The following is a 13801-nucleotide window of genomic DNA, read 5'->3' on the forward strand; positions in this document are numbered from 1 at the left end:
CTATTTTCCATTTTTAACTGTTTTAAAACTGTACAGTTATTTTAGGACGGGTCAAGATTTTAAAACTACCTTTTGATGATGATATACTAAAGCAAAGAGTTGTTTTTTTTTTCAGTATTTCATTTGTCTTTAAAGGAATAAAGTCCGAATTTTATAGTTGGATTAGTTGCCTTTAAACGATGTAAAATATTGTTTTATAGTAAGTTGGTTTTAATAGGGGCTTATTTTCATTAATTTGAATTAATAAGAAATAGCGTTTTTAGTAGTTTTAAGACTAAAAGGGAGTGAAAGTAGTTTTTTATGTCTGTTTTTAGCGTTCCGTTTTTAGTAGTTTTTTTACTAAATGACTTAGGAATAAATAATTAAAACAGGGTTCAAACTATAGTTTTTATTGATATTAGTATTTAAACTTCTAATCGTTATAAATATGTTAGTTACTATTAGAAACCGTTTTTTTATAATACCTTTGCATCTTACATTTAGAACTAATCTATTTTAAAAAAAGGTATGATAAAGGTTTCAGATATAGCGAGTAAACGCGTCGCCCTTCTGATGGAAGATGAAGGGTTTGATTCTACAGTGGATTATGTTCGCGTAGGGGTGACAAGTGGAGGATGTTCCGGACTTTCTTATCAATTAAATTTTGATCGCGAAGTTGGTGAAGATGATAAAGTTTTCGAAGATAATGGTGTGAAAATCGCTGTTGACAAAAAGAGCTTTTTATATCTTGTAGGAACTACTTTAGAATATTCAGGAGGATTGAATGGAAAAGGATTCTATTTCAACAATCCTAACGCAAGTAGAACTTGTGGTTGTGGTGAAAGTTTTTCATTATAAGACTCATGGTAGAAAAGCGGGATTTATTTCGTTTTTCTTCCTTTTTGATAATTAGTTAAAATTAAAGAAGCGTACGACACCGTATTTGCTTTTAAGTAAAATATATGAGTAAGTATACAGAAGAAGATTTAAAGAAAGAATTAGAAACCAAGGAGTATGAGTATGGTTTTTATACTGATATAGAATCAGAGACATTTCCTATTGGTTTAAATGAAGATATTGTTAGAGCTATTTCTGCAAAGAAAGAAGAGCCTGAATGGATGACTGAATGGCGTTTAGAGGCTTTCCGTATTTGGAAGGAAATGGTTGAACCAGAATGGGCGAATGTAAGATATACTAAACCTGATTTTCAGGCTATTTCTTATTATTCTGCACCAAAGAAAAAAGATCAATATAAAAGTTTAGACGAAGTAGACCCTGAGTTATTAGCAACGTTTGCAAAACTTGGTATCTCTTTAGATGAACAAAAAAGATTGTCTGGTGTGGCAATGGATATTGTTATGGACTCTGTTTCTGTAGCAACTACTTTTAAAGAAACTTTGGCTGAGCGTGGTATTATTTTCTGTTCAATTTCTGAAGCGATTAGAAACCACCCTGAGTTAGTTAAAAAATATTTAGGGTCTGTAGTGCCTCAAACAGATAACTTCTATGCAGCATTAAACTCTGCTGTATTCTCAGATGGTTCTTTCTGTTATATTCCTAAGGGTGTTCGTTGTCCGATGGAGTTATCTACGTATTTCCGTATTAACCAAGCAGGTACTGGTCAGTTCGAAAGAACGTTAGTAATTGCTGATGAAGGAAGTTATGTTTCTTATTTAGAGGGATGTACTGCTCCATCTCGTGATGAAAACCAATTACACGCTGCTGTTGTTGAGTTAATCGCAATGGATGATGCTGAAATTAAATATTCTACTGTTCAAAACTGGTTCCCTGGAGACAGTGAAGGTAAAGGTGGGGTATTCAACTTTGTGACGAAAAGAGGTCTTTGTGAGAAGAATGCAAAAATTTCTTGGACTCAGGTTGAAACAGGTTCTGCTGTTACTTGGAAATATCCTTCTTGTGTTTTAAAAGGAGATAATTCTGTTGGTGAGTTCTACTCAATCGCAGTAACGAATAACTTCCAACAAGCGGATACAGGTACTAAAATGATTCACTTAGGTAAGAATACGAAATCAACGATTATTTCTAAAGGTATTTCTGCTGGTAAATCACAAAATAGTTATAGAGGATTGGTTCATATGGGACCAAGAGCTGAGAACGCAAGAAACTTCTCTCAATGTGATTCATTGTTAATGGGTAACGAATGTGGTGCTCATACTTTCCCTTACATTGAAGCTAAGAATACTACTGCTCAAATTGAGCACGAGGCTACAACAAGTAAAATTGGTGAAGATCAAATTTTCTACTGTAACCAACGTGGTATTCCTACAGAGAAGGCTATCGCTTTAATCGTTAATGGTTTCTCTAAAGAAGTTTTAAATAAATTGCCAATGGAGTTTGCTGTGGAAGCACAAAAATTATTGGAGATTTCATTAGAAGGAAGTGTTGGTTAAGATGTTAGATTCTTAGTTCAACTTAGTTTACAAACCCTCAAAATTTTAAAAAGACAATTTTATGTTACAGATAAAAAATTTACACGCAAGTGTTGAAGATAAAGAAATATTAAAAGGAATTAATTTAGAAGTTAAAGCTGGTGAAGTACACGCTATTATGGGACCTAACGGTGCTGGTAAGAGTACTTTATCTTCTGTAATTACTGGTAATGAAGCTTTCGAAGTAACGGAAGGTGAAATTATTTTAGAAGGAGAAGAGTTAAACGAATTAGGGCCAGAAGAAAGAGCTCATAAAGGTGTTTTCTTGTCTTTCCAATACCCAGTTGAGATTCCTGGAGTTTCTGTGACAAACTTTATGAAAACGGCTATCAACGAATCAAGAAAGGCTCAAGGTCTTGAAGAGATGCCTGCAAGTGAAATGTTGAAAAAAATCAAAGAAAAAGCTGAGTTATTAGAAATCGACAGAAAATTCTTGTCGCGTTCTCTTAATGAAGGTTTCTCTGGTGGTGAGAAAAAACGTAATGAGATTTTCCAAATGGCTATGTTAGAGCCAAAATTAGCTATCCTTGATGAGACTGACTCAGGATTGGATATTGATGCTTTACGTATCGTTGCTAATGGAGTTAACAAGTTGAAAAGCGAAGACAACGCTGTTGTTTTAATTACGCACTACCAACGTTTATTAGATTATATCGTTCCTGACTATGTACACGTTTTATACGATGGTAAAATTGTGAAAACAGGAGGTAAAGAATTAGCATTGGAATTAGAAGAAAAAGGATACGATTGGATTAAAGAATCTTTAGGGAAATAGTCTCAATAGAATCTTATAAATCAATCATTTTAATCTAATTGCAAAGAAATAATTATGGAGCTTAAAGATAAATTATTATCGTCTTTTGTCGCTTTTGAACAAGGACTTAGTGAACACGAAAGTTTACACAATATCCGTTTAGAAGGTCTTAAGACATTTGAAAATAAAGGTTTCCCTACTAAAAAAGTGGAAGCTTGGAAGTACACATCATTAAATTCTATTTTAAAGAATGATTTTAGTGTTTTTCCTAAAAAAGAAGTAGCGGTTGAATATAAAGACGTTAAGAAGTATTTCTTAAGTGATTCTGATACATACAAATTGGTATTTATCAATGGAATCTTTAGTTCTCATTTATCGTCAACTACTCACGATGGACTTGATGTTTGTTTAATGTCTTCTGCTTTTACTAAGCCGAAGTATAAAATGATTATCGACTCTTTCTACAATACTTGTGCTGATAAAGAGGATAGTTTAACTGCTTTAAACACTGCTTTTGCAAGTGAAGGAGCTTTTATTAATATCCCTAAAAGTACAGTGGTTGCTAAACCGATTGAGATTATTTACTTATCTACAGTGGAAGACCAAGCGCTTTTAGTGCAACCTCGTAACTTAGTTGTTGTAGGTGAAAATGCTCACGTGCAAATTTTAGAAAGACACCAAAGTATCGTTGAATCTAACGTGTTTACTAACTCTGTAACTGAAATTGTAGCGCATAAACGTGCTATTGTTGATTTCTATAAGTTGCAAAATGACTTAGAAACAGGTACGTTAATTGACAATACTTTCGTTAAACAAAAACAAGAAAGTAGAGTTTCTGTTCATACGTTCTCTTTCGGAGGTAAATTGACAAGAAACAACCTTAATTTCTACCAAGATGGTGAGCGTATTGATAGTACGTTAAAAGGAATTACATTGATTGATGGTAAACAACACGTTGACCATTATACATTAGTTTCTCACAATCAACCAAACTGTGAGAGTCACCAAAATTATAAAGGTATTTATGATGGTAACTCTGTAGGGGTGTTTAACGGTAAAATTTACGTTGATAAAATTGCTCAGAAAACAGATGGTTTCCAAAAGAGTAACAACATTTTGTTAAGTGAGAAAGCTAATATTTATGCTAAACCTCAGTTAGAGATTTTTGCTGATGATGTTAAGTGTTCTCACGGATGTACAATCGGACAGTTAAACGAGGATGCAATGTTCTATATGCGTCAACGTGGTATTCCGAAAAAAGAAGCTAAAGCTTTATTGATGTACGCGTTTACAGATGAAGTAATGGAGTCTGTAAAAATTCCAGAATTAAAATCTAAAGTAGCTAAGGTTATTGCAAGTAAACTTGGTGTTTCTATGGGATTTGATATCTAATAGAACTTTAGAATTATCATATAGTAAAAAGGGATTGCTCTACTGAGTAATCCCTTTTTTTGTGTTAGTTTGGGCTAAGAATGATATATATTTTATTGTATGTCTTTACTAAAAAGTAAAAGCCTAATTATTGGCTCTAATTAGGCTTTTGATGAAAAAGAAATTTTGTTATTTTGTTGTTGCGTTTTCTATTTACAGATATTGTGCCAAAGTTATTTATGAAAAGAAAATAAGTTAGAATAAATTATTTCGCTATTAACAGTAATTGGAGGTGAGTTGGCTTGTAATGTGTTGATATTACTGAATTATAGTGACTTTAAGGCTGTTTTTGTAGTTTAATAAAGTTCACGTGGTATTTTGATAGAAATTGCTTTAGATGGCTTGTATTGGTTTATAGTGGTAAGAGAATAAAATATAAAGCTTTTTGATTTTAGAGCAAAAAAAGAGTGAACTATATAGTTCACTCTTTTTTTGTATTTTAAGTTCTTGTGATTACGATTCGCAACTGCTACAAGAAACTAAGTTTGTTACCATTTCTTTAGAAACACTTTGACTACGTTGGTAGTACAATGTTTTAACTCCAAGTTTCCATGCTTCAATCATAAGGTTGTTTACATCTTTAATTGGTAAACCAGAAGGGATGTTTAAGTTCAAACTTTGTGATTGATCAACGTATTTCTGTCTGATCGCTGCTTGTTGAATAATCTCAAGCTGGCTGATCTCTTTGAATGTTTTGAATACAGCTTTTTCTTCATCAGTTAAGCCTTCAAGTTGTTGAACACTTCCTCCGCTTAACATAATGTTTCTCCACGTTTCTTCATTGTCCATTCCCTTAGCCTCTAAAAGCATTTTAAGGTATTTGTTTTTACGCATAAAGTTACCTTTAGATAAACCTGCTTTATAGTAATTACTACTAAATGGTTCGATACCAGGAGATGTTTGACCTAAGATAGCAGATGATGAAGTAGTAGGAGCAATAGCCATAGTGGTTGTATTTCTTCTACCGTATCCTTTTAATATTTCAGGTTCACCATAGATACGCGCTAAGTCTTGTGTTGCTTTATCAGCTTTGCTACTAATGTCAGCAAAGATTTGATTAGTAATCATTTTAGCTTGTAATCCTTCAAATGGAATCATATTCTTTTGTAAGTATGAATGCCATCCTAAAACTCCTAAACCTAAAGCTCTATGACGCTTAGCAAAGCGGTTTGCTGAGGCTAAGTAGTAGTTTCCTTCTGTTTTTTCTATGAATTCTTGTAATACAGCATCTAAGAAGAAGATTGCTAATTTAACAGCTTCTGTGTCTTTCCACTCGTCATATAACTCTAAGTTCATAGAAGATAAACAACATATGAATGATTCATCCATAGAAGAAGGTAACATAATCTCAGAACATAAGTTACTTGCATTAATACGCATATTAAGGTCTTTGTACACCTGAGGTTTATGTCCGTTTACATTGTCAGAGAAGAATAAGTAAGGCAATCCTTTTTGTTGACGACTTTCCAATACTTTAGCCCATAGTTGGCGTTTTTCTCTATCCCCGTCAATCATTTCTTGCATCCAGTAATCTGGAATAGAAACACCTGTAAATAGGTTTTGAATAGGGTTACCAATATTTTTAATTTGAATAAATTCTTCACAATCAGGGTGGTCAATATCTAAATAAGCTGCAAAAGCACCTCTTCTAACACCTCCTTGAGAAATAGTGTCCATTGCAGTATCAAATAACTTCATAAAGCTAACAGCTCCACTACTTTTACCATTATCTGTTACAGCACTTCCTCTTTCTCTTAGATTACCAAAATATCCTGATGTTCCACCACCAATCTTTGTCTGCATAATTACCTCACCTAATTTATGAGTAATTCCTTCTATACTATCCGGCACGTGTACGTTAAAACAAGAAATAGGCAATCCTCTTTCTGTTCCCATATTAGCCCAGATAGGAGAGCTTAAACTCATCCATCCTCTTTCAATCATTTCTTGAAATGACTCTTTTAATTCTGGTTTGTATAATCTTTTTGCAGCAGCAGTTGAAATTCTGTCGATTGCTCCTTCTACAGTTTCACCTTTTAATAGGTAACCTCTGTTTAGAATTTGCTCACTTTCTGAGTTCTTCCACCACAGTTTTTCACAAGTGTTTGGATTATCTTCAGAGATTAATGGTAGTGAAAAATTATTCATAGTATCTTTTTTCTTTTTTTTTAGTTTTAATAGGCTTTTGAAATAGCGATTTAGAATAAATCGTCAGCAGTAAAGCTCTTGTCGTGTTTAGTGTATTCTACAGGTCTTTTAGCAAAGAAATCATCTAAGCTATTAGCAAATACTTCTTCTTCGAACCAAGCCATAGGGTTATATTGTTCTGATGAAATATTATACACTTTTTTCAAGCCAATTTTCTCCATACTTTCGTCAACTCTAAACTTCATAAAGTTTAATAGATCGTGCTTATTTACTGTTTCAATATCTCCTGCTTCAAAGATCCAATCCAAGATTTTGCTTTCAATATTAATTGACTTCTCAATTACCTCGTTTACGTGGTTGATAAGTTCTTCGTCAAAGAAATCTGGAAACTCTTTTTTAACGATATTAATAATATAGATTCCTGCGTTAGCGTGTACTTGTTCATCTACAGAAGTCCAAGCGATGATATTACTAACGTTTTTCATATACCCTTTGAATCTTGTAAAAGATAAAATGATTGCAAATTGACTAAATAAAGAAACGTTTTCAATCAATAAAGAGAATAGAATAAGAGATACAATATACTTTTTACGGTCAGTTTGATTACTTGAGTTCTCTAATACAGAAGATAAGTATTCAACGCGTTCTTTAATAACAGGAACCGTCAATAAATTTTCAAATTCATCATTGTAACCAAGTACGTCTAATAGTCTTGAATAAGCTTCTGAATGTCTGAATTCGCATTCAGCAAATGTACTTCCTAAACCGTTAAATTCTGGTTTAGGGAAATGTTGATATAAGTTACCCCAAAAGGTTTTAACAGCAACTTCGATTTGTGCAATAGCCAGTAAACTGTTTTTAATAGCAAGTTGCTCTTCTCTTGTTAAGTGAGAGTGAAAATCTTGTGTGTCTGCAGTGAAGTCCACTTCACTATGTACCCAAAAGGATTTGTTAATTGCTTCAGTAAATTGGTAGATTCCTGGGTACTCAAATGGTTTGTAGTTAACTCTTTTATCAAAAATAGACATAGCTTAATTTTTATTGAGGTTAATACTATTAGTGCCTTGTAATTGGCTAAAAACATCAAATACTGTGAAGTAGTAAAGCACTAATATAGTAAATATTGCGATGTTTTAAGCCCTAAAAGCGACTAAGTTAGCTATGCTAATTTAAACTAATAAGACATTGATTTCAAGTATTTTTATTTATTGAAGAAGAATAGTTATCAACAAATGTTTGATAACTAAAGTTATTGTTTTTTTTGTGATTATCAATTTTAAGCAGGCTGTCTTAGTTAGGCTGTTTTTTATTTATTTATTGTACCAATATTTTTTTGGTATTCTTAAATTTTAGGGATTGCTTTTGTGTTTTTTTCATTGTTTGATTTTCCTGTTTTTAGTCGAGTAACTACTCGAAATAAAAAAAGCAGAAGGATAACTTCTGCTTTTTTTAATTATTCTAAAGATGAGATTATTTCTCTCCATTCTTCTAATTCTGGTATTCCTGGCTTTCTTTTTCCAAAGAATTGAACAATGATTTCTCCAATTTCGTTGAAGACTTCAATTGATGTAACAATACCGTCTTCCGTTGGTTTTCTTACTACCCAAACTTGGTTGATTTTGTCCATATCTAAGTGCATATTGAAATCTGGATCTAAAACATTGTACCATTGTTGATGCCACATTGTGCGTTTCACTGGTCCTGTGTGGATTTGGATGTTTCCTCTGTTTCCTACAAACACCATAATTGGCAATTCTTTTACTGAAGCCGTTTCTAACATTGTAACAATTGCTTCTTTTGAAATTTGCTTAGCATAGTAAGCATCAGGAGCTAAACGCAATGCTTGTGTTCTTGTTACATTGTATTTTCTCAACAACATATAAAAGTCGTGTGTGTCTTTTAAGTCTTTCCAACCTTGGCGGAATCCTTCTACGTCTATTTCTTCATCTAAACGTTCGTCTAAACTTGGAATATAAGCTTCTGTTGTTTCAACTGTACTTTGGTCGTCTGATTTGTATTTTGAAACTAAAGCGTCAAATGCCTCATCATTACTTTGAGGTACAAGATATATTTTGTGAATTGCTTCTCCATCTTTTCCAAAGAATTGTAAACTCTTTCTTGGTTTATCTCCTGCTTGTTCTACTACAGCAAAAGCCTTTTTCCAATGGCTTAAGAATATTCTTAAATCAATATCAGGGTTTACAAATAATCCAGCGTGTGGTGATGAAAAGTCTGGATTGCTATAAACTCCTTTTCGCTCGTGTACACATTCGTCATTACGCGTTAAAGCCATTACTTTTCCAAGTGTTTCAACTTCTGATAAAATTTCAACAAAAGAAGGTTGTAAACGGGTAACTGTGTCACCCACTTGTGTTGCTAATAATTCCATTTCACTTGCTTTCAATGCTTGAGCAGCATTGCGTATTCTCATAGTTGGATTTTCTGCTTTTAAAGCATCCCAACGTTGTTTTAATGTAAGTGTTTCTGTGTTCATTGTTGTTGTTTTTTAAACGCCAAATATAATTAGCGGGTTATTGTTGACAGGGTTTTGAGTAACGATACAAGGAAAGTTGTAAACTTTTGTGATGATTTCTTGTGTTAAAACATTCTGAGGTGTATCGTATATAACTTTCTTCCCTTTTTCTAAAAGTAATATTTTATCTGCAAATTGAGCAGCTAAATTTAGGTCGTGTATAACAACTATGGCTGTGTTTCCTTTTGCTGTAAAAGACTTGATTAAGTCTAAAATTTTGTGCTGGTGGAGAACATCTAAGTTGTTTAAGGGCTCATCTAAAAATAACAGTTTGTTTTCGATGTCATTGGTCAATTGTGATAATACTCTTGCCAAGTGTACACGTTGTTTTTCTCCTCCTGATAAGTGATTGTACTCTCGTTCTTTCAGTGGACAAATATCTATGCATTCCATACTATCTTGAATTGCTTTTTTGTCGTTTTCAGTGGGGATATGGTCAAAGTAAGGATATCTTCCCATCATAACAACATCCTCTACATTTAGTGGGATATCGCCATTGTGATGTTGAGAGAATTTCGCTTTATGCTTTGGAAGTTCTTTTTTACACCATTTGGTATAATCGCAAGACTTCAATAAAATCTTATTGCCCTTCTCGTGTAATTCGTCTGCTAAGACACTTAAAAATGTAGATTTACCAGCTCCATTCGGTCCAAGTATAGCAATAAATTCTCCTGCTTGACAGTCGAAATCTATGTTGTTTATGATATAGTTTTCTTTAGACTTATAGTTGACTTTTTGTGCTTCAATCATACTTATAAAGATTTTTTGAATCGGATTAAAATGGCAATAAATACCGGTGCTCCCATAATAGATGTCAATATTCCGATTGGAACTTCTGACGGAGGAACGATGGTTCTGCTTACTGTATCAGCAACTAATAATAGTATACTACCACAAACAGTAGATAGTGGCAGGATGAAATAGTAGTTCGATTTAAAGATTAATCGCAAGATATAGGGTACAATTAATCCCACAAAACCGATAGTTCCTGTAAATGCAACTGCTGTTCCTACCATTAAAGCAGATAGTAAAACGATGCGCTTTTTGATGGTTTCTACTGGGATTCCTAAATGTGAGGCATCTCTTTCTCCAAGCATCATTGCATTTAAAGCCTTTCCTTTGTTTATTAAGAAAATAAGTGCACCAAGGATGACAATACCAAGGATAGCTACTTTAGTCCACGTTGCACCAGCCAAACTACCAAGTGTCCAAAACGTTAAGTTTCTCAGTTCTTCTTCGTCGGATACATAGGTAAGTAGTCCAGTTGCAGCACCTGTTAATGCTGTAATTGCAACACCTGAGAGCAACAATATACTAACGTTTGTTTTTCCTGCTTGTGTTGACATTTTATATACAAACGTCATTGTAACCATTGCTCCAATAAAGCTCATAATGCTTAAAAGAGAGTAGTGAATAACTTCAGGCACAATTGCTTTGACATAACTACCTAAGACAATGGTAACCGCTGCGAATAAGACTGATCCTGCTGTAATACCAATTAAATCAGGTGAAGCCAAAGGGTTTTTAAACATTCCCTGTAAACAGGTCCCCGCAAGGGAAAGACCTGCTCCAGTTAATATAGCCATTAGTACTCGTGGTAATCTCACGTCAAAAAAGACGTAATAATCACTTGCTTTTACTGCTTCTTGTGTAAATAGAATTTTGTAAATAGTTTGAAAAGCTCCCTCTTCAAATTGGTAAACTCCTATGAAAATAGACGCTATTGCTATGAGTACAAGTATTGTAATTAGGCAAATAACGTAAAATGAGAGTTTTTTCTGCATTTTATTATTCTGATAATAAGTGATTTAATTCTTTTGCTGCTTGACCAACTCTTGGACCAAAACCGGCTAATAATTGACCATCCATTGCGATAACTTTTCTGTTTTTACCTGCATTAGTTTGGTTAATACCATCTATTTTAAGAACTCCGTCAATGCCTCCCATACTTTCTAAACCTGTTGTAAACATTAAGATATAGTCAGGGTTGCTATTCAATAATGACTCTGGTGTAAGAGGTTTGAAATCCTTGAATTCAGTTACAGCATTAATTCCTCCTGCTAATGAAATCACATTGTTTACAGGAGTCTCGTCTCCAGCTACTAATAATGTTGCAGCACCTCTTGCATAAATGAACAAGACTTTTGGTTGTTTTTCAAACTTGTGAAACCCTTCTAAGTCTTTGTCAATGCGAGTAAGTAAGTCGTTATAATCTGTTTTATTTAATGATTCTGCAATCGTTTTAATCATATCTTTTGTACCATCAACAGTAAAAACTTGTTTAATGATTTCTAAGCGGATACCTGATTTTTGCAATTGAGCTTTCATTTCATCTGTCATATCTTTTTCTGTAGCGTATAAAATACTTGGATTTAACGCCATAATGCTTTCAATTGATATTTTAGATGTATGCCCTAAATCAGTTGCCGTTTGTTTTAGGTCTTCTGGAAAAGTACTTGTAACATCAACCGCTACAATGTTTTGTTTTTCTCCTAAATCTGCAAGTATCTCTGTTATTGCACCATTTAATGATATAATGCGTTCTGTTTTAACTTCAGTAGAATCAGTTGATTCTTGTTTTTTGTTTTGATTGCAACTCAATAGAGAGATTGCTACAAGGAATAAAGCTGTTAGGTTTTTCATTATGGTAGTTATTTGTAATAAATCTAAATTACAGCAAAAATAGAATCTTTTTCAAGCTATACAAAACATATTTAGATTAATTTTAAATTATTATTATAAGCATCAAAGCTTATGAATTATTATCTTTGCTTCTAAAGTTGTTATTGAAGAGAGTCAATATTTTATTGATATAATAAAAAGGGTAATAGCATGTTAGATATAAATAAGATTAGAGAGGATTTTCCAATTCTTAAACAAAAAGTAAATGGAAAGCCTTTAGTGTATTTCGATAATGCAGCAACAGCGCAAAAACCAAAAGTGGTTGAGGATGCTATTGTTGAGTATTATGAAACGATAAATGCAAATATTCACAGAGGAGTACATACGCTTAGTCAATTGGCTACAGATGCGTATGAGGAATCGAGACAAAAAATAAAAGCGCATCTTAACGCGAAAGAGGATAGAGAGATAATCTTTACAGCAGGTACTACATTCGGTATCAACCTTGTTGCTAACGGATTTGGAGCTTTGTTGAAAGAAGGAGATGAGATTATTATCTCTGCTATGGAACACCATTCTAATATTGTGCCTTGGCAGTTTGCTTGTGAGCGTTCAGGGGCTACGTTAAAAGTTATTCCAATGAATCAAAACGGAGAGCTTTTAATGGATGAGTATGATAAATTGCTTTCTAAAAACACAAAAGTTGTAGCTGTTAACCATATTTCAAATGCATTAGGAACTATTAATCCAATTGAATACATCATTAAGAAAGCCCACGAAGTTGGAGCTGCTGTTTTAATTGATGGGGCTCAAGCTACTCCACATATTAAACCAGATGTACAAGCATTAGATTGTGATTTTTACGTGTTTTCAGGACATAAAGTTTGTGGACCAACGGGGACAGGAGTTTTGTATGGTAAAGAAGAGTGGTTGAATCAATTACCTCCTTATCAAGGTGGAGGGGAGATGATTAAGACAGTTACTTTTGAAAAGACTACTTATGCGTGTTTGCCTCATAAATTTGAAGCAGGAACACCAAATATTGCAGGAGGAATTGTTTTAGGATATGCTCTTGATTATATGAATGAGATTGGTTTTGACAATATTGCTGCTTATGAGCACGAACTATTGGTTTACGGAACTGAGAAGTTACTTGAAATCGAAGGGGTTAAGATTATAGGAACAGCAAAGGAAAAAGCCTCTGTTATTTCGTTTAATATTGAAGGTATTCACCCGTATGATATTGGTGTTATTGTAGATAAATTAGGTGTTGCTGTACGTACAGGGCATCATTGTACACAACCAATCATGGATTTCTTTGGTATTCCTGGTACAATTAGAGCCTCTTTTAGTTTTTACAATACAAAAGAAGAGATCGATACATTCATTGCTGCAGTGAAAAAGGCAAAAATGATGTTATCATAAATAGAGAAATAAAATAATTACAACAATATGACAATTAAAGAAACTCAAGAGGAAATCATTGATGAGTTTTCAATGTTTGACGATTGGATGGAACGATATGAGTATATCATCGAATTAGGAAAAGGACTTCCGTTGATTGATGCACAGTATCAAGTAGAAGAGAACCTTATTAAAGGATGCCAATCGCAAGTTTGGTTACATGCAGAGGAGTCAAATGGAAATATTGTGTTTACTGCTAATAGTGATGCAATTTTAACGAAGGGAATTATCGCAATTTTAATTCGCGTATTTTCAGGTCACAAAGCTGAAGATATTTTAAATGCAGACCTGTCTTTTATTGATGAGATTGGTTTGAAAGAACATTTGTCGCCAACACGTGCAAATGGATTAGTATCAATGGTTAAACAAATAAGAATGTATGCTTTAGCTTATCAAGCGAAGCACTAAAAATAGAATAGT

At 33.4% G+C, this 13801-nt stretch carries 12 protein-coding genes; 6 read left to right on the forward strand and 6 right to left on the reverse strand.

Translation table 11 applies throughout. The annotated features are described in order from the left end of the window. The first annotated feature begins 507 nt into the window (after positions 1 to 507). The 4 genes from AABL81_RS10750 (at position 508) to sufD (ending at position 4575) form a co-directional block, all read left to right on the forward strand. Positions 508 to 837: a HesB/IscA family protein gene (locus AABL81_RS10750; RefSeq protein ID WP_090404579.1), complete on the forward strand. Its 330-nt coding sequence runs from the start codon at positions 508 to 510 to the stop codon at positions 835 to 837. Between the two features lie 104 nt (positions 838 to 941). Further along, positions 942 to 2390 carry a Fe-S cluster assembly protein SufB gene (sufB, locus tag AABL81_RS10755; protein ID WP_090404574.1) on the forward strand — a complete coding sequence of 483 codons (1449 nt, stop codon included), beginning with the start codon at positions 942 to 944 and terminating at the stop codon, positions 2388 to 2390. 61 nt (positions 2391 to 2451) lie between these two features. Next, complete coding sequence (gene sufC, locus AABL81_RS10760; protein WP_090404571.1) at positions 2452 to 3204, forward strand: Fe-S cluster assembly ATPase SufC; 753 nt, start codon at positions 2452 to 2454, stop codon at positions 3202 to 3204. Positions 3205 to 3258: 54 nt separating this feature from the next. Further along, on the forward strand, positions 3259 to 4575 hold the full coding sequence (sufD, locus tag AABL81_RS10765) for a Fe-S cluster assembly protein SufD (protein ID WP_341341021.1): 1317 nt from the start codon (positions 3259 to 3261) through the stop codon (positions 4573 to 4575). Between the two features lie 492 nt (positions 4576 to 5067). Here the strand turns inward: sufD and AABL81_RS10770 are convergent, their stop codons facing one another. The 6 genes from AABL81_RS10770 to AABL81_RS10795 form a co-directional block, all read right to left on the reverse strand. Continuing rightward, positions 5068 to 6762, reverse strand: coding sequence for a ribonucleoside-diphosphate reductase subunit alpha (locus AABL81_RS10770; protein WP_158209756.1), 1695 nt, complete (start codon positions 6760 to 6762; stop codon positions 5068 to 5070). A gap of 50 nt (positions 6763 to 6812) precedes the next feature. Further along, a complete protein-coding gene (locus AABL81_RS10775; protein WP_158209755.1) occupies positions 6813 to 7790 on the reverse strand; it encodes a ribonucleotide-diphosphate reductase subunit beta in 978 nt (325 codons plus the stop codon). A 425-nt stretch (positions 7791 to 8215) separates the two neighbouring features. Continuing rightward, positions 8216 to 9256, reverse strand: coding sequence for a hemin-degrading factor (locus tag AABL81_RS10780; RefSeq protein ID WP_341341022.1), 1041 nt, complete (start codon positions 9254 to 9256; stop codon positions 8216 to 8218). A gap of 12 nt (positions 9257 to 9268) precedes the next feature. After that, the gene (locus AABL81_RS10785; protein ID WP_158209753.1) at positions 9269 to 10045 is read right to left on the reverse strand and encodes a heme ABC transporter ATP-binding protein; all 777 of its coding nucleotides are present in this window, start codon (positions 10043 to 10045) and stop codon (positions 9269 to 9271) included. 2 nt (positions 10046 to 10047) lie between these two features. Then, entirely contained in the window at positions 10048 to 11079 is a 1032-nt protein-coding gene (locus AABL81_RS10790; protein ID WP_158209752.1) for a FecCD family ABC transporter permease, read from the reverse strand. A 4-nt stretch (positions 11080 to 11083) separates the two neighbouring features. Continuing rightward, positions 11084 to 11938, reverse strand: a complete 855-nt coding sequence (locus AABL81_RS10795; protein ID WP_158209751.1) for a heme/hemin ABC transporter substrate-binding protein — start codon at positions 11936 to 11938, stop codon at positions 11084 to 11086. 189 nt (positions 11939 to 12127) lie between these two features. On the opposite strand from AABL81_RS10795, the gene AABL81_RS10800 reads away from it, so the two are divergent. Together AABL81_RS10800 and AABL81_RS10805 are read left to right on the forward strand one after the other, a co-directional pair. Further along, a complete protein-coding gene (locus AABL81_RS10800; RefSeq protein WP_158209750.1) occupies positions 12128 to 13342 on the forward strand; it encodes an aminotransferase class V-fold PLP-dependent enzyme in 1215 nt (404 codons plus the stop codon). A 27-nt stretch (positions 13343 to 13369) separates the two neighbouring features. Next, positions 13370 to 13789 carry a SufE family protein gene (locus tag AABL81_RS10805; protein WP_326381826.1) on the forward strand — a complete coding sequence of 140 codons (420 nt, stop codon included), beginning with the start codon at positions 13370 to 13372 and terminating at the stop codon, positions 13787 to 13789. Positions 13790 to 13801: the final 12 nt, after the last annotated feature.

This window comes from Myroides sp. C1519, assembly GCF_038039755.1.
Lineage (GTDB): Bacteria > Bacteroidota > Bacteroidia > Flavobacteriales > Flavobacteriaceae > Flavobacterium > Flavobacterium phaeum_A.